Consider the following 18,205-nt stretch of genomic DNA (forward strand, 5'->3'; position numbering starts at 1 on the left):
ATGATGAATTGTAAATTGAATTGTGAATTGATATAATAAGGCTATGCTTTTAGTAGAGGATGTGACATATATGAATCCAATAGCCTTTTCTATTGGTAATTTTCAAGTTAGATGGTATGGAATAATCATAGCTATAGGAGTCATGGCAGCTTTGATTCTAGCTAATTTTAATTGTAAAAAGAAGAACTATAGTTTTGATTTGATCGTAGATATTTTTTTAATAGCTTTCCCATTTGGAATAGTAGGAGCAAGGCTTTATTATGTTATATTTCAATTTAGGGATTACATGTATAATCCTATTGATATATTTAATATAAGGCAGGGAGGTCTTGCAATACATGGTGGAGTTATATTGGGCCTTGCAGCCGTGTATATATATACCTTCTGTAAAAACAAGGACTTTATAAAAGTAGCGGATTTGGTTGCACCATCTATAATACTTGCCCAATCTATTGGAAGATGGGGAAACTTTTTTAATGGGGAAGCTCATGGCAGACAAGTAAGTTATGAATTTATAAGTAAATTTCCTGCATTTATACAGGAAGGTATGCATATAGGAGGTATTTATTATCATCCTACTTTTTTGTATGAATCCATATGGGATATGATAGTATGTGTTATACTGGTATATGTTTTTAGAAGAAATCATCCAAGGGGAACTGTTATATTTGGATATATAGGATTGTATTCTCTTGGAAGATTCTTTATTGAAGGGCTTAGAACGGATAGTCTGATGCTGGGTCCAATAAGAGTTGCCCAGCTTGTAAGCTTATTGGGCATATTATGCAGTATAATATTTTTTATAATAGTTATAAGAAATATAAGAAAAAATAGGAACTGTTCTATTGAATGATTCAATAGAACAGTTCCTATTTTTATTCTGTTAGTGTTAAACTCAATGTTTTTGTAGAATTGTTTCTTGATACTACTATGGAAATAATATCCCCTGATTTATGTTTGGATTTCAATGTATTTATATCATTTACCGAGCTTATACTTTTTCCATCAAATTTTTGTATTATATCTCCAACTTTTATACCGGCCTTCTCAGCAGAGCTGAATTCTTCAACTTCTACTACATACACACCTTTTGGAATACCATATTGTTGTGATAGTGTAGAATCAATCTCTCTGCCTGCAATCCCTAATTTAAGAAACGGTTTTAAAAGACCGCTTAATTTTGATTTTACTGTATTTATTGGAATTGCAAAACCTATACCTTCAACACCGCTTCCACCTATTTTAGCAGAATTTATACCAATTACCTGCCCCATTGAATTAACTAGTGCACCACCACTGTTACCTGGATTTATAGCCGCATCAGTTTGTAAAAAGCTTTGTTTAGTATTTCCTACTGAAATGGCTCTATTTGTAGCACTTATGATTCCACTTGTTACAGAACCAAGCAGTTCTGTACCTAAAGGATTTCCAATAGCTACAACAGGATCTCCTACCTCAACCTTAGAGGAATCTCCCAGTTCTGCTATAGCAGGCATTGTAGTTTTGGATGTAACCTTTATTACAGCTAAATCCTGATTTGAATCATAATTTACTAATTTTGCTGACACCTGTTTTTTATTGGTTAATATTACATTTATACTTTGAGCATTTTGTACTACATGGTAATTTGTAAGTATATATCCATCAGAATTTATTATTATTCCTGACCCCATTCCATCCTGTTCACTTGTTCCACTGTCATTATCATCTGAATATCCAAAAGAATTACTGAAAGAATCATTTTGAACTATGGATTTAACTGATACACCTACAACTGCGGGACTGACTTTTTTTGCTATTTCTGCTGTAGTGAGACCAGTTCCATTAGAAGTAGATATTGGAGAGGCCTGCTGTGATGATTTTGTAGTAGCTTGATTTGAAATAGTATTAGCTCTTATACTTTCATAAAGTGGTGTATTCTTGAAAAAATTTGTATTGGGAACAATATATAAAAATGCAGATGCACATATACTTCCTCCGATTAAACTTGCAATTATGGCTACTGCAATATAGGATAAAAACTTCTTACCTTTGAATTTGCCATCTAAAATATTATTTTTTGATTCCATGTAATTACCTCCTTTTTGATTATTAATGCACTTTATAGTTATATAATATCCATGTTTTGTTACATTATCATGTCAGAAATGTTAATTAGTTATGACAATTTTGTTTATTAGATGCTGCTGGTTAAAATCTTTTTAATAAATAATTAAATCTTTATGTTATAATTATTTGATGTGAAAGTGCTTTTTATTTATGATTAGGGGGTGTTTTTTGTTGGAACGTTCAATTAAATTGAAAGATGGAAAAGTGGGCAAACTACTTTTGGAATTTTCTATACCAGCTATAGTTGGTATGTTGGTTAACTCTTTGTATATTGTTATAGACAGGATGTTTATAGGAAGAGTGGTAGGAGCCATGGCGATATCAGGGGTTAGTTTGACTTTTCCTATAGTAATACTTATAATGGCATTTTCTATGTTGGTTGGGATCGGATCAGCAGCTACTATTTCTATAAGACTTGGGCAGAATAAAAAAAGTGAAGCAGAAAATATATTGGGAAATGCACTTATTCTCTTAATTATAGTTGGAATAATAGTAACATTTTTGGGACTTGTATTTTTAGAGCCTATGCTCATATCATTTGGAGCAACTAATAATACTATAGAATATGCTAAACAGTTTATTGTAATACTGCTTGCTGGTTCAATATTTCAAGTTATAGGATTTGGATTGAACAATATAATACGATCAGAAGGAAATCCTAAAAAGGCAATGTCTACTATGCTAGTAGGTGCAGTTTCAAATATAATATTGGATTTTATATTTATATATATTTTAAAGTTTGGTATAAGAGGTGCAGCTGTAGCTACTGTTATATCACAAGCCATAAATATGCTATGGGTGCTTTATTATTTTTTTAAGGGAAACAGTATGCTTAAAATAAGAAAGCATAATTTATTCCTTAAAAAAGATTTGGTTATGAGTATATTCTCCATAGGAATGGCACCTTTTGCTATGCAGATTGCGGCAAGTCTTGTGAATATAATACTAAATAGAAGTTTAGGTATATATGGAGGAGATTTAGCTATAGGAGCCATGGGCATAATTAATGGTATAGCTACTATAGTGCTGATGCCTATATTTGGAATTAATCAAGGCTCACAGCCTATAATTGGATTTAATTATGGGGCGAAGTTATATAGCCGTGTAAAGGAAGCATTAAAACTTGCCATTATAGCAGGAACAGTTATAGCTACGGCAGGAGCAGTAAGTGTTCATATTTTTCCATATCCATTGGTCTCGCTTTTTAATAAATTTGATATGAATTTGACCAAAATAACTGTAAATGGGATAAAGATATTTATGCTTATGTATCCTATAGTAGGATTTCAAATAGTAAGTTCCAATTATTTTCAGGCAATAGGAAAGGCTAAAATATCTATGTTTTTAGCATTGTTAAGGCAGGTTATAGTTCTCATTCCACTAATAATGCTGCTTCCGAAAATATTTGGACTTAATGGAGTGTGGATAGCTGCACCAGTATCGGATACAGTATCGTCTGTACTTACAGCAGTATTTTTATTTATTGAAGTTAAAAAACTAAATTTAAAAAAGCAGTAAGGTGATTTTATGTTAAATAGGAATGTATTCTTTGCAGTATATACTATTGTTAACTTATATTTAGGATTTAGAATCTTAAACATTGTTAAATATTTCATGCCTAATATTAATTTGTATTTATACTGGTTTATATTTATTGTAGTTGCTTTTTCTTTCGTAGTTGAAAGATACAAACCCAATATACCATTTAAGAGAATTAACAAGACTATTTATTTTATAGGATCTTATTGGATGGCCATATTATTATATGCTGTAATGGCTTCAATTATAATTGGAATTTTAAGAATATTAATCTTGATCAATATTATAAAATATTATGATTGTATAATAATTTCAGATTTAATAGCTGTAGGTGTAATATCATTTATTTTAATATTGGGGACATTCAATGCAAGGCGTATAAAAGTCACTAAGTATAATATAAATTTAAATAAAAGTATTAAGGAATTTGACAAACTGAATATTGTGATGGTGTCAGACATTCATCTTGGAAGGTTAATGGGAAAAAACAGATTGAAAGCAATGGTTGACAGAATCAATTCTATGAATTCAGATGTTTTAGTTTTAGCTGGAGATATAATTGATGATGATATGAATATGGATGATTGTTATGATATTCTAAGATACTTTAAAAATATAAAGAGTAGATATGGAATATATGCTGTATATGGAAATCATGAATATATTGGATCAAATACATATGATATAAGGCCAATTTATAAAAAATTGAAAATAAACTTATTAGAAGATACTGCAAAGAACATAGATGATAAATTTTATATAGTTGGAAGAAATGACAAATATAGTGAGATATGCAAACAGACTTCAAGGAAAACAGTGGAGGAACTACTGGAAACTTTGGACTTGAAAAAACCTGTAGTACTTGTTGATCATCAGCCTTTAGATCTGGAAAATTGCAAGAAATACGGGGTGGATATTCAATTATCAGGACATACACATAAAGGACAAATGTATCCTAATAATTTAATAACAAAAAAAGTATTTAAAATAGATTATGGACATTTGAAAGATGGCAGTTTTAACTGCATAGTATCTTGTGGCTTCGGGACATGGGGTCCGCCTATAAGGCTTGGAAGTAAATCTGAGATTGTCCAGATTTTAGTAAAGTTCTTATAAAATATTTTTAGGGAAGAGTTAGTAATGGATATAGATGATGTGGATTTATTGGGATATGAATATGAAAATTCATTAGATAAAAAAGGACGTAAAATCAAGGGGGCCTTTTATACGCCTCCATTTATCATAGATTATATATTAAAGTATACAATGGGTAATTTGGATGTTTTAAAAAATCCATTTGTAAAAATATTGGATCCTGCATGTGGATGTGGATATTTTTTAATAGGTACATATAAATTTTTATTTTCCAAGTTTAGTATAAGTTTAGAAAAACTTAGATTGAAATTTTCAAATAGACCTTATGTAATAGATACCTCATTTGGACAAAAAATTGTATATGGAAATGAATATTGGAATATTTGCAATTTAGAATATCATATACTTAAAAATTGTATATATGGAGCAGATATAGATCCTAAAGCTGTAGAGCTTACTATATACAATTTGACTTTAGTATCTAAAACGAGGATGAATTTAGATAACAACATAGTTTGCTGCAATAGTCTCATAAAGTTGGATAAATATTTTAACATTAATAATTCTTTTAGAATAAATAAATTTTGGAGAAGGAAATATGACTATGTAATTGGAAATCCACCGTGGGTTTCTTTAAGCAGAAGATTCAGAAATAATATAAAAAAAGATTTAATTGATTATTATATGAAGGAATACCAGGGAGGCAGATATCTTCCTAATTTATATGAATATTTTATAAAAAGATCATTTGAAGTTGTAAGTTTAAAAGGAAGGATTGGATTTATAATTCCTGATAGATTTGCAAATAATCTTCAGTATGTAAATCTTAGAAAGTATATATTGAGAAACTATAATATAATTAGATTGGGATTTAAGATAAAGTTTCCAAATATAAATACAGATACCATGATATTTATAGCAGAAAATAGTTATACTCCTGATAATAAATGTACCATTGAAATTAATAATATACGCAGCTATTTTGTAAATCAGATTGATTATATGAAAAATCCCAATTTGGAATTTTCATATGATTTAGAACCTGTAAATGAGTATATAAAAAGTATTATAGAAGATAATAGTATTAAATTGGGAAACTTATGTATAACTTTTACAGGATTTATCGGTATTAAAAGTTTAATTACTAAAATCAGAAAAAATAAGAATCAGATTAAAATAATAAAAGGCGAAAATATAAAAAAATATAGGATATTGAGCAATTATTATTATGAGTTTGTTGATGTCAACATAAAAGGAGGAACTAAAGATATAAAAAAACTCAAGAATAACAACAAGGTAATTGTGAGAAAAACCGGCAAGAGTATAATAGCTGCCTTGGATAATACGGGATATGCAATAGAGCAGTCATTATATGGCATAATACCTGATAGAGAGGAAATTTCCAGTGAATATATATTGGGAATATTGAATTCAAAATTAATACAATGGTACTATATGAATTTTTTAATTACGAATTCTAATTCAATGCCTCATGTAAAAAAATATAACCTGGATAAGATACCCATTAAAATATGTAGTAAAGCTCAACAGACGAATATAGAAAATTTAATTCAAAATATGATTAAATGTAGTAAATATGATAAAAGGCTTAATATCGAAACACAAATAAATAATCAAGTGTTTAGCATATACGGAATTGATGAAACACATAAGAAAATTATAGAAAGTGTTGTGAAATAGGTAAGCAAAATTTCAACTGAAACGAATTATACTGTAGAATATATGGTAATAGTATGGTATATACAAGAATAATAACAACTTTTTTTACAGCAATGTATTGACTTATACATAATATGATATTATACTTGATATTAATTATTAATATTCATTGATTATCATCTATATAATCTTGATAGTATGCTCAAGAGTTTCTACCAGAGAGCGAAAAATCTCTGACTATAGGTGAATCCGTTAACATGGATTCTAAGGGAAATTTATTTTTAAATTTCAACTTAGAAATTTTTATTTGGAGGTAAAATTGTATATGGAAAAACCTAATGGAACTAATCAAGAGAAGAAATCATTTTTAGAATCTTTTTTTAAGCTCTCAGAAAACAATACTACAGTTAAAACGGAAATTATAGCGGGTATAACGACTTTTATAACTATGGCCTATATAATTTTTGTAAATCCAAGCATATTGATGCAAGCGGGAATGAATGCCAGGGGACTTATGGGAGAAGCAGCCGTCAAAGCAGGGCTTTCTGCAATTAATGATCCGGTAGTTGCATCGGTATTTGCAGCAACATGTATAGCAGCAGCAATAGGAACTTTTATTATGGCATTTAATGCAAACCTTCCTTTTGCACAAGCACCTGGAATGGGGTTAAATGCATTTTTTACTTACAGTGTATGCCTTGGAATGGGATACAGATGGCAGCAGGCATTGGCTGCAGTACTTGTTTCAGGAATAATCTTCATAATAATTACGGTAACATCTATAAGAGAAAAAATTGTAGATGCACTTCCACATAATCTAAAGCTTGCCATATCAGGTGGTATTGGATTGTTTATAGCTCTTATAGGATTGAAAAATGCAGGAATAGTAGTGTCAGATGCTTCGACATTGGTGGCTTTTGGAAAATTTACAAGTCCTCATGTATTATTGGCCATTATAGGAATCTTAATTACATCGATACTTATGGCGAGAAAGATTAAAGGGTCCATACTTATAGGAATAATTCTTACTACTATAATTGGAATACCTTTTGGAGTAACCCACCTTTCAGGAATACATATAATAAGCAGGCCACCTTCTTTGGCACCTACATTTATGGCCTTTGATTTTAAGGACCTTTTGGGTATTGGAAAGGCAGGGGCTTTAGGAGCTGTCAGCAGTTTGATTATGGTAATAATAACATTTACTTTGGTAGATTTGTTTGATACCATAGGAACTTTAGTTGGAACAGCTGAAAAAGCTGGAATGGTTGATAAAAATGGAAGAGTCAAGAATATGCATAAAGCTCTTTTTTCAGACGCCATTGCAACTACTGTAGGTTCAATGCTTGGTACAAGTACTGTTAATACCTATGTTGAATCAACATCAGGGGTATCAGCAGGAGGAAGAACCGGGCTTACTTCTTGTACGGTTGGAATACTATTCATACTTTCATTATTCTTTTCAGGATTAGTTGGAATAGTTCCTACAGAGGCTACAGCACCAGCACTTATAATAGTCGGAGTACTTATGATGGGTGCAGTTACCAAAATAAATTTTGATGATTTTACAGAAGCTTTACCTGCTTTCTTCGCTATAGCATTTATGCCGTTTAGTTATAGTATAGCAAATGGTATAGCAGCAGCAATAATCTTTTATCCAATAGTTAAAGTAGTTACAGGAAGATATAAAGAGGTTCATCCTATAATATATATACTGGCGGCACTCTTTGTATTTAGATTTGCCATGCTTGGATGATTATGAAGTTGCAAATAACCGGTTAGAATTCTAATCGGTTATTCTTATATCTTCAGTAAATTAATAGTTTATTAAATATATGAGCATATGGTTGAAATTATAATTTCAATAAATTATGCTATTAGTAAGAATAAAGATAGGTGGTTTTTATATGAAAAAAAGTTTGAAACTATTAATATGTCTTACTACCATAGTATTTGTTGTAGTTTTAATAACTGAATTTCAGGTAGTATTTTTTGGAGAAGATGCTCAACCTAAAAAATCTGATTGCATAATTGTTCTAGGATGTAAGGTCTATGGAAGCACACCCAGCCCATTTTTGGCATGGAGATTGAACAAAAGTTTTGAACTCTATAATAGAGGATATGGAAATTATATTATTGTTTCAGGTGGCAAGGGGCAGGGAGAAAATATATCTGAAGCCCAGGCAATGAAAAATTATCTAGTATCCAGAGGTGCTAATTCATCAAGGATTATAATGGAAGATAAATCAGCTTCAACTATGGCAAATTTAATAAATTCCAAAAAGATAATGGAGGAAAATAATTTTAAGACAGCTGTAATAGTTTCAAATAAGTATCATTTGAAAAGAGCTTCGCTGATGTCTGAAAAGCAGCATATAGATGCTAGTTATGCAGGTGTTTTTGTATCTCAATATAAGACACATGAAATTATAGGATATGTTAGAGAGATACCAGCTATCTGGAAGTACTATTTAATATCTAAAGGTTAAGAATTTTATTTAACCTTGATATTGCTAAATTTGACATAAGTTCATGCCCTAGTTTTGATGGATGAACTCCGTCTATGTACAAGCTTTCGGGTTTTAATGATTTAAGCTTGCTTGAAAATAATTTAAAAAAATCTATATATTCTATAGTGTTTTTATTACAAATATCAATTATCCATTTTCTATATAAAATCTGATTTTTATTTATCAAATCGTAATTTGAGTCAGTTCCCCAATATAAAATAGCTAGTTCACCAATTACAGGAGGTTCTATGCCTAATATTGGAATTATGTTGTGATTTAAAGATTCCTTTATTATTTCATACAAGTTGTCTTCCACTATATTTAAGGAATAGTTGTTCATTATATCATTGCATCCACCCATTATAAAAGAATGGGTGGGATTTTTTTCTACAACATCCCTAAAGGACCTTGACAACATTCCTGCTGTAGTATCTCCATTAATGCCTTTATTTATTATATTTATTTTAAGTGAATTTTTTACTATTGATATCCATGAAACATCCATGGATACTCCATATCCTGTAGTTAAACTGTCACCTATACATACAAGTTTCATGCAAAACACATCTCCCTGAATAATAAATCTATTTTAATGGTAAAATATGCTTGTAGTATATCAAATAGTTATGGATATATCAAATATATGAATTATCATAAAATTTGAAAATATTTTCATCACATTTAATGTTCACAATGGTACGAATATTAAATATGATATTAATCATATAACAGGAAAATATACGAATATTAAATAATAAATTTTTATTAACGTATTGAATATTATATTATGATATGTTAATATTATCGTATCAAAACACATAGAGTATCCATATAATCCTAATAATGTGGTTTAGGAGTTTCTACCGGAAGCCGTAAATTTCCAGTCTATGGATAAACTCATTTGAAACCATTATTATATTATTAATGGGTTTTTAAATTAGTTTGCCAATTTTAGGGTTTCGTATAGATTCATAGTTATGGATTTAGCGGAACTTTTTATATTTTTAGAATAAAAATTAGTTTTATAAATTTTAAGGAGGATACATATGAAGGTAGCAATTATATTTGGCAGTAGTTCTGACACGGAAAAAATGAAGGGGGCAGCTAAAGCTTTAAAGGAATTTGATATTGAGTATAAAGCTTATATTTTATCAGCACATAGAGTACCTGAAAAATTATTGGAGACTATAAAGAAGGTAGAAAGTGAAGGCTGCGAATGTATAATTTCTGGTGCAGGACTTGCAGCTCATCTTCCAGGAGTAATTGCAGCAAATACTACTGTTCCGGTTATAGGAGTTCCACTTAATGCAGCTATATCAGGACTTGACTCTCTCTTTTCAATAGTTCAGATGCCAAAGTCAATACCTGTAGCTACAGTGGGAATAAATAATAGTTATAATGCAGGTATGTTGGCTGTAGAGATTTTGGCTCTCAAATATCCTGAAATTAAAGAAAAATTAATTGAATTCAGAAAAAATATGAAAGAAAAATTTATTAAAGAAAATGGAAACGGAGTTGAATTATAAATGGAAAAGGGAAAAATGATTTATGAAGGAAAAGCAAAAAAAGTATATGAAACAGATGACAAAGATAGAGTTATAATTTATTATAAAGATGATGCTACAGCTTTCAACGGAGAAAAAAAGGGTCAGATTTCAGATAAGGGAGTACTTAACAATACTATTACTTCCATGTTGTTTGAGTTGCTGGAAAAGCATGGCGTTGAAACTCATTTTGAAAAGAAATTGAGTGAAAGAGAACAACTCTGCAAAAGGGTTGATATAATTCCTCTTGAAGTAATAGTTAGAAATGTTGCAGCTGGAAGTATGGCTAAGAGGCTTGGATTGAAAGAGGGTACAGAGCTTAAGACAACTGTATATGAACTTAGCTATAAAGATGATGCCCTTGGAGATCCTCTTATAAACGACTATCATGCAGTTGGAATAGGAGCTGCAACTTTTGATGAGCTTAAAATTATATACAAGATGACAGCTACTGTAAATGATGTATTGAAAGAATTTTTCTTGAAACAGGGAATAAAGTTGATAGATTTTAAATTGGAATTCGGAAAATTTAACGGAAAGATAGTATTGGCTGATGAAATTTCGCCAGATACATGTAGGTTCTGGGATGCAAAGACAAATGAAAAGCTGGATAAGGATAGATTCAGAAGAGATATGGGTAATGTAAAAGAGGCTTATGAAGAAATACTTAGCAGAATAAGTGGAAAATAATTATTTATAGAAAGGAAATAATCTAATGCACATTTCAGATGATAAGTTCAAGGAAGAATGCGGAGTGTTTGGAATATTATGTACCAACAAAGATATAGATGTAGCTTCTATAACTTACTATGGTTTATATGCCCTTCAGCATAGAGGTCAGGAAAGTGCCGGAATAGTAGTATCTGATGGACAGAATTTAAACTGCTATAAAAATATGGGACTTGTTGCAGATGTATTCAATGAAAGTATATTAGGTGATCTCAAAGGAACCAGTGCTATAGGCCATGTTAGATATTCCACTGCAGGATCAAGCAATGTAGAGAATGCACAACCACTAGTAAAAAGATATAAATCTGGGAATATAGCTATGGCTCATAATGGAAATTTGGTAAATGCAGTACAGGTAAAGGAAGAACTCTGTAAATGTGGAAGTTCCTTTAAATGTGATTCAGATACGGAAGTTATATTAAATCTTATTGTTGACAACAATGATTCTGAGCTTAAGGATGCTATTTCAGGTGCAATGAACAATATCAGAGGATCTTATGCTCTTGTTATATTAACAGAGGATAAATTGATCGGAGTTAGAGATCCAAATGGGATAAGGCCTCTTTGCATTGGAGAAATAGAAGGTAATTATATACTTGCTTCTGAAAGTTGTGCATTAGATGCAGTTGGAGCAAACTTTGTAAGGGATGTACTTCCAGGTGAAATTGTTACTATAGATAAAGATGGAATAAAGTCTGACAGGTATGATGGAAAAATAGAGAACAAAACTTGTGCATTTGAATATGTATATTTTGCCAGACCAGACAGTACTATAGATGGAATAAATGTTTATGAATCAAGAGTAAAGGCAGGAAAAATATTATATAGAGAAAGTCCTGTAGATGCCGATATTGTAATTGGAGTTCCGGATTCCGGTATTCCAGCTGCAGTTGGATTTGCAGAAGCATCTGGTATACCTTATGGTATTGGATTTATAAAAAATAAATATATAGCTAGAACATTTATAGCTCCATCAAAAGAAATGCGAGAAAGAGCGGTATCTGTTAAATTGAATCCTCTTAAAATAAATGTATCAGGAAAAAGAGTAGTAATTGTAGATGACTCTATTGTAAGAGGAACTACGAGCAAAAGATTGGTAGAGATATTGAGAAGAGCAGGTGCAAAAGAAGTACACTTCAGAGTATCTTCACCTGTAGTCCAATATCCATGCTATTTTGGAATAGATACACCTTATAGAAAAGATCTTATTGGAGCAAATTATTCTGTAGATGAGATAAGAGAAAAAATAGGAGCAGACAGCTTGGCATATATAGATGTTCCAGGGATGATTGAATCTTTTGGGAAAAATAGAAAAAAGGATTATTGTCTTGGTTGTTTTGGAGGAGCTTATCCAATGCCTACCCCCGACAAGGAATCTGAAAGTTTAGTATAATTAATCGTGTAGAAACTAAAAATGTATTTATGAGGTGATATAGTGGCAACCTATAGAGATTCTGGTGTTAATATTGAAGAAGGATATAAATCTGTAAAACTTATGAAAGAGTATTCAGCATCTACTTTTATTCCAGGAGTATTAAATGGTCTTGGAAGTTTTGCTGGAATGTTTGAACTTGGAAAATATAAAAATCCTGTATTGGTATCAGGTACAGATGGAGTAGGCACCAAATTGAAAATAGCTTTTCACGAGAAAAAATACGATACTGTAGGTATTGACTGTGTGGCTATGTGCGTAAATGATATACTATGTCATGGGGCAAAGCCTATATTTTTTCTTGATTATGTGGCATGTGGAAAATTGGATTCAAAAACAGCATCTGATTTGGTAAAGGGAGTTTCACAAGGCTGTATTCAGTCAGATTGTGCATTGATCGGAGGAGAAACAGCAGAAATGCCAGGGTTTTATTCTGAAGGTGAATATGATATGGCAGGTTTTGCAGTAGGTGTTGCAGAAAAAGATGAAATAATAGACGGAAGTAAAGTAAAAAATGGAGATGTTCTTGTAGGAATAGCTTCAAGTGGGGTACATAGTAATGGCTATTCTCTTGTTAGAAAACTTATAACAGATTTGGATGCGGATTTTTCAGGAAAAACTTTTGGGGCTGAATTACTGACTCCTACAAAGATATATGTAAAGCCTGTACTTGAGCTTGTACGAAATTTTGATATTAAGGCTATGGCTCATATAACAGGAGGAGGATTTTTTGAAAACATACCTAGGATGTTTAAAGAAGATTTTACTGCATTTGTAAATAAAGACAGTTTTCCAAAGCCTGAAATATTTAATCATATAATGAAGCTTGGAGTATCTGAGGAAGAAATGTATAATACATATAATATGGGAATAGGGTTTGTATTATGTGTATCATCTCAAGATGCCAATAGAATAATAAATAAGCTTTCTGAAATGGGAGAAAAGGCTTATTTAATAGGAGAAGTAAGAACGGGAGATAAAAAAGTATGTTTAAAATAGCTGTTCTTGCATCGGGCGGGGGAACAGACCTCCAATCCGTGATAGATGCTGTCAATGAAGGTTATATAGAAAATTGCTCTATAGAGGCAGTTATATGTGATAGACCAGGAATATATGCATTGGATAGAGCAAAAAAAAATAATATTCCCACTTATGTATTCGATAGAAAAATATATAAAGAGAAAGTTTCAAATTGTATATTGGATATTTTAGATGGAAAAGTTGATCTTATAGTCTGTGCAGGTTGGCTTTCTATATTGAAGGGTGACTTGATTTCAAGGTTTAAAAATAGGATGATAAATATACATCCATCCTTGATACCAAGTTTTTGCGGACGGGGAATGTATGGTATTAAAGTTCATGAATCAGCTATTGAATATGGAGTAAAAGTTTCTGGCTGTACTGTTCATTTTGTAGACGATGGAACAGATAGCGGACCTATAATAGTTCAAAAAGTAGTGCCTGTATTGTTTGGTGATACACCAAAAACTCTTCAAAGTAGAATATTAGAAGAGGAACACAAAGCACTTCCGGAAGTTGTAAGACTTATTTCACTTGGAAAAGTAAAGATTTCTGGAAGAAAGGTCAATATTTTAGATTAAATATTTTATCCAGGGTAAATATGGAGGTTGTAAAATAATATGATAAAACGTGCATTGATAAGTGTATATAATAAAGACGGACTTTTAGAACTGGCAAAGTTCTTGGTAAATAAAGATGTGGAGATAATATCCACAGGAGGTACATACAAGTACCTGCAAGACAACAACATACCTGCAGTTGAAATATCAAAAATTACAGGTTTCGATGAAATACTGGATGGAAGAGTAAAAACACTTCATCCTATAATTCATGCAGGTATACTGGCTAGACGTGACAGTGAACAACATATGAATACATTAAAGGAGAAGAATATTACTCCAATAGACATGGTAGTAGTAAATCTATATCCTTTTTTTGATAAAGTAGAAAGCAATATAAGTTTTGATGAAAAAGTTGAGTTCATAGATATAGGCGGTCCTACCATGATAAGGGCGGCAGCTAAGAATTTTAAAGATGTTTTGGTTCTTACAGATGTAAATGACTATGCTGATATTATAGAAAATCTAGATAATAATGAAGAAGTGAATTTTAACACTAGAAAGAAATTGGCAGGTAAAGTATTTAATTTGATGTCTGCCTATGATGCATCTATTGCAAATTTCCTTTTAGATGAAGAATATCCTGAGTATTTATCTCTTTCCTACAAAAAATCTTCAAGTCTCAGATATGGTGAAAATCCTCATCAAAGTGCAGCTTATTATGTTTCCACTTCGGGAAATGCTCCTATGAAAAATTTTGAACAGCTTAATGGAAAAGAACTTTCCTACAATAATATAAAAGACATGGATATTGCGTGGAAGGCAGTAAATGAATTTGAGGAAATATGCTGTGTGGCTGTAAAACACAACAGCCCATGTGGAGCTGCAATTGGTGAATCCTTATTTGATGCTTACACAAAAACTTTCAACTGTGATTCCACTTCTATATTTGGAGGAATTGTAGCTGTAAATAAAAAACTTGACTTTAAGACTGCAGAAGAGATAAGCAAGATATTTCTTGAAATAGTAATAGCTCCAGATTTTGAAAAGGAAGCATTGGCACTATTACAGAAAAAGAAGAACCTTAGAATAATCAAATGTGATGTAAAACCAACTAATGGTTTCGAAATTGCAAAAGTTGATGGTGGAATGCTTCTTCAATCTTCAGACAATAAGCTTACTGCAAAAACGGAAGTAGTAACTGATAAAAAACCGACTGAGAATGAAATGAATAATTTGATATTTGCCATGAAAATTTGTAAATATGTCAAATCAAATGCCATTGTAGTGGTAAAAGACTTTATGGCTAAAGGAATTGGTGGAGGTCAGGTTAATAGAATATGGCCTACATGCCAGGCGCTTGACAGAGCTGGTGATGGTGTAGTACTGGCATCTGATGCATTTTTCCCATTTGATGATGTAGCTAAAGAGGCGGCAAAGCATGGAATAAAAGCTATAATGCAGCCAGGAGGATCTATAAGGGATAAGGACTCCATAAAGGCATGTAATGAAAATGGAATATCCATGGTATTTACTGGTATAAGACATTTTAAACATTAGAAATATGTAGGGAGGAAGTTCTGTGAAAATACTTGTAATTGGATCAGGTGGAAGAGAACATGCTATAGCTTGGAAAGCAGTACAAAATAAAGATGTGAATACTGTATTTTGTGCACCTGGAAATGGTGGCACGGCTTTAGAGAAAAAATGTAAAAATGTAAATATAAAAGATAATGACATAGATAATTTGACTGCATTTGCAGAAAAGGAAAACATTACTCTTACAATTGTCGGGCCTGAAGTTCCATTGGTAGGTGGAATAGTTGATAGATTTAAAAGCAGGGGACTTGCAATCTTTGGACCTGACGCCAAGGCTGCCCAGCTTGAAGGAAGCAAAACCTTTGCCAAGGACTTTATGAAAAAATATGGAGTCAAAACTGCGGAATATGGCAGTTTCAAGGATGCAGACAGCGCATTGAAGTACATAGAGAAATGCAGTTATCCACTAGTTGTAAAGGCAGATGGATTGGCAGCAGGAAAAGGGGTTGCAATATGTCAGAATTATGAAGAGGCATCTTCTAAAATAAGGGAATTTATGATTGATGACATATTTGAAGGATCTGGGGAGACAGTTGTTATAGAAGAGTTTTTAGAAGGAGTAGAGGCATCAATACTTTCAATTACCGATGGTAAATGTATAATTCCATTTATATCTGCCAAAGACCACAAACAGATATATGATGGAGGTAAAGGTCCAAATACTGGTGGAATGGGTGCTATTGCGCCAAACCCATACTGTAATGAAGCTGTACTTAAAGATTTTGAAGAGAATATAATGGCACCTACTTTAGAAGGTATAAAAAGTGAAAATATGGACTATAAAGGCATAATATTTTTTGGAGTAATGATAACTAAAAAAGGCAACTATCTTCTAGAGTACAATGTTAGAATGGGTGATCCTGAAACTCAAGCTGTACTTCCCCTTATGGACAGTGATTTAGTAGAACTTATAGATTCTACACTTAACGGAGAACTGTCAAATTTTAATCTCAAGTGGAAAAATGGAGCTTCCTGCTGCGTGGTTGCAACCTCAAAAGGTTATCCACTAGGGTATGAAACAGGTTTTAAAGTAGATGGAATAAAAGAGGCAGGAAGTGTTTTTGCTTCAGGTCTTAAAAATGAAGATGGAGTATTTAAAACAAGTGGTGGAAGAGTGCTCTGCACTTATGGAATAGGAGATACTCTTGATTCTGCTGTTAAAACTGCCTATGATAAGTTGGATAAAATAAAATTTTCAGGGAAATATTTTAGAACTGATATTGGAGAATAGCAGACCTCAGGGTCTGCTTGTTTTTTTATTATAAAGTTACAATTCTCTTAAATATCATCATATTAGTAGAAAAAAATTGCAGATAATAGTAAAATATGATTTGTAGTATTTTTTATGGAGGTAAATTATATGGGCAATCCAAAGAGGACTGTTAGAAAGAACAAAAAGAGTAGAAAACGAAGGCGCAGAAGATTGATTGGCTTTTTTTTAGTATATGAACTTGTAGTTATTGCTATAACTACACCTTTGTTGGTGTTTTATGGTCCTTTTACAGATGTTAGGAATATGATAGTGAATTCAGCCATGTTGACTTTCAGCCACCAGTACATAGCTACAGCTTTCTTGTCTAAAGACAAGATAAATCAAATAATGGCAGAAAGTAAAAGTGGGGAGATATCTGGAGACGAGACTGAAAATCAGAGTGGAGTTACTATAGAGCACCGTAATGATAAAGGAATAGAAAGATATGACATACCGGGAAGTAAATTTGACGGATATATTTTGGAGATAAAGGATCCAACAAGAATAAAAATTGGGTATACCAAGAAATTAGGTCAGGTTGGTGAGAAAACTAGTGAAATAGCCCAGGATCATAATGCCATTGCAGCCATTAATGGTGGAGGTTTTACTGATAGGGCATCTAATGGCGCCCAATGGGTAGGAACAGGCGGCATTCCTGAAGGAATTGTTATATCAGATGGCAAAAGTATAAATTCTGTTAATTCATCTGAAAAGATGTCTAGTGTAGCTGCTTTTACTGCAAGTGGGAAACTTATAGTAGGGAAACATAGTTTGAATGACTTGTTGAATCAAGGTGTTACAGAAGCACTTTCTTTTCAAGATCCACTTATAATAAATAGCAAAACCGTATCAGTGGATGCAGTAGGGCTGAATCCTAGAACAGCAATAGGACAAAAGGCTGATGGAACTGTTGTAATGCTGGTAATTGATGGAAGAAGAGGACTCAAACTTGGAGCTACATTAAAGCAGGTTCAAACTATACTTCTTCAAAGGGGTGTGGTAAATGCTACCAGTTTGGATGGCGGTTCATCATCCACAATGTATTTTGACGGTGATGTAATAAACAATCCCTGCGACTGGAACGGTGAGAGAACTGTAGCTACCGCAATATATGTAAAACCTTAGAGGAGTGTAGT

At 32.0% G+C, this 18,205-nt stretch carries 16 protein-coding genes and 2 riboswitches; of the genes, 14 read left to right on the plus strand and 2 right to left on the minus strand.

The window, feature by feature from the left end; all coding sequences use genetic code 11:
- The first annotated feature begins 70 nt into the window (after nucleotides 1-70).
- On the plus strand, nucleotides 71-853 hold the full coding sequence (lgt, locus tag J418_RS0104125; RefSeq protein WP_017894849.1) for a prolipoprotein diacylglyceryl transferase: 783 nt from the start codon (nucleotides 71-73) through the stop codon (nucleotides 851-853).
- Between the two features lie 22 nt (nucleotides 854-875).
- On the opposite strand, the gene J418_RS0104130 is transcribed toward lgt, so the two are convergent.
- On the minus strand, nucleotides 876-2,069 hold the full coding sequence (locus J418_RS0104130) for a S1C family serine protease (protein ID WP_017751304.1): 1,194 nt from the start codon (nucleotides 2,067-2,069) through the stop codon (nucleotides 876-878).
- Between the two features lie 211 nt (nucleotides 2,070-2,280).
- Between J418_RS0104130 and J418_RS0104135 the strand changes: the two genes are divergently transcribed.
- The 5 genes from J418_RS0104135 (at nucleotide 2,281) to J418_RS0104155 (ending at nucleotide 8,912) form a co-directional block, all read left to right on the plus strand.
- The gene (locus tag J418_RS0104135; RefSeq protein ID WP_023625427.1) at nucleotides 2,281-3,627 is read left to right on the plus strand and encodes an MATE family efflux transporter; all 1,347 of its coding nucleotides are present in this window, start codon (nucleotides 2,281-2,283) and stop codon (nucleotides 3,625-3,627) included.
- Between the two features lie 9 nt (nucleotides 3,628-3,636).
- Nucleotides 3,637-4,764, plus strand: coding sequence for a metallophosphoesterase (locus J418_RS0104140; protein WP_017751306.1), 1,128 nt, complete (start codon nucleotides 3,637-3,639; stop codon nucleotides 4,762-4,764).
- Between the two features lie 24 nt (nucleotides 4,765-4,788).
- Nucleotides 4,789-6,444: a TaqI-like C-terminal specificity domain-containing protein gene (locus tag J418_RS0104145; protein ID WP_017894851.1), complete on the plus strand. Its 1,656-nt coding sequence runs from the start codon at nucleotides 4,789-4,791 to the stop codon at nucleotides 6,442-6,444.
- A gap of 139 nt (nucleotides 6,445-6,583) precedes the next feature.
- A riboswitch (purine riboswitch) is annotated at nucleotides 6,584-6,683 on the plus strand.
- Nucleotides 6,684-6,742: 59 nt separating this feature from the next.
- Entirely contained in the window at nucleotides 6,743-8,179 is a 1,437-nt protein-coding gene (locus J418_RS0104150; protein ID WP_023625430.1) for an NCS2 family permease, read from the plus strand.
- Between the two features lie 151 nt (nucleotides 8,180-8,330).
- Entirely contained in the window at nucleotides 8,331-8,912 is a 582-nt protein-coding gene (locus tag J418_RS0104155) for a YdcF family protein (RefSeq protein ID WP_017751309.1), read from the plus strand.
- Here the strand turns inward: J418_RS0104155 and J418_RS0104160 are convergent.
- Nucleotides 8,902-9,489 (minus strand): GDSL-type esterase/lipase family protein, encoded by a 588-nt coding sequence (locus J418_RS0104160; protein ID WP_017894852.1) that lies wholly within the window; start codon nucleotides 9,487-9,489, stop codon nucleotides 8,902-8,904. The genes J418_RS0104155 and J418_RS0104160 overlap by 11 nt on opposite strands.
- A gap of 251 nt (nucleotides 9,490-9,740) precedes the next feature.
- Nucleotides 9,741-9,841, plus strand: a riboswitch (purine riboswitch).
- A 138-nt stretch (nucleotides 9,842-9,979) separates the two neighbouring features.
- Between J418_RS0104160 and purE the strand changes: the two genes are divergently transcribed.
- The 8 genes from purE (at nucleotide 9,980) to J418_RS0104200 (ending at nucleotide 18,194) form a co-directional block, all read left to right on the plus strand.
- Nucleotides 9,980-10,459 (plus strand): 5-(carboxyamino)imidazole ribonucleotide mutase, encoded by a 480-nt coding sequence (gene purE / locus J418_RS0104165; RefSeq protein ID WP_017751311.1) that lies wholly within the window; start codon nucleotides 9,980-9,982, stop codon nucleotides 10,457-10,459.
- The gene (gene purC / locus J418_RS0104170; protein WP_017751312.1) at nucleotides 10,460-11,167 is read left to right on the plus strand and encodes a phosphoribosylaminoimidazolesuccinocarboxamide synthase; all 708 of its coding nucleotides are present in this window, start codon (nucleotides 10,460-10,462) and stop codon (nucleotides 11,165-11,167) included. It begins immediately after the preceding gene.
- Between the two features lie 25 nt (nucleotides 11,168-11,192).
- Nucleotides 11,193-12,599 (plus strand): amidophosphoribosyltransferase, encoded by a 1,407-nt coding sequence (gene purF / locus J418_RS0104175; protein WP_017751313.1) that lies wholly within the window; start codon nucleotides 11,193-11,195, stop codon nucleotides 12,597-12,599.
- Nucleotides 12,600-12,641: 42 nt separating this feature from the next.
- Complete coding sequence (purM, locus tag J418_RS0104180) at nucleotides 12,642-13,637, plus strand: phosphoribosylformylglycinamidine cyclo-ligase (protein ID WP_017751314.1); 996 nt, start codon at nucleotides 12,642-12,644, stop codon at nucleotides 13,635-13,637.
- A complete protein-coding gene (gene purN / locus J418_RS0104185; protein ID WP_017751315.1) occupies nucleotides 13,625-14,239 on the plus strand; it encodes a phosphoribosylglycinamide formyltransferase in 615 nt (204 codons plus the stop codon). The genes purM and purN overlap by 13 nt, the downstream gene beginning before the upstream one ends.
- Before the next feature lie 39 nt (nucleotides 14,240-14,278).
- Nucleotides 14,279-15,778, plus strand: a complete 1,500-nt coding sequence (gene purH, locus J418_RS0104190) for a bifunctional phosphoribosylaminoimidazolecarboxamide formyltransferase/IMP cyclohydrolase (RefSeq protein ID WP_017751316.1) — start codon at nucleotides 14,279-14,281, stop codon at nucleotides 15,776-15,778.
- A 22-nt stretch (nucleotides 15,779-15,800) separates the two neighbouring features.
- The gene (gene purD / locus J418_RS0104195; RefSeq protein WP_017894853.1) at nucleotides 15,801-17,048 is read left to right on the plus strand and encodes a phosphoribosylamine--glycine ligase; all 1,248 of its coding nucleotides are present in this window, start codon (nucleotides 15,801-15,803) and stop codon (nucleotides 17,046-17,048) included.
- 129 nt (nucleotides 17,049-17,177) lie between these two features.
- On the plus strand, nucleotides 17,178-18,194 hold the full coding sequence (locus J418_RS0104200) for a phosphodiester glycosidase family protein (protein ID WP_017751318.1): 1,017 nt from the start codon (nucleotides 17,178-17,180) through the stop codon (nucleotides 18,192-18,194).
- Nucleotides 18,195-18,205 lie beyond the last annotated feature (11 nt).

The organism is Clostridium tyrobutyricum DSM 2637 = ATCC 25755 = JCM 11008, assembly GCF_000359585.1.
GTDB lineage: Bacteria > Bacillota > Clostridia > Clostridiales > Clostridiaceae > Clostridium_B > Clostridium_B tyrobutyricum.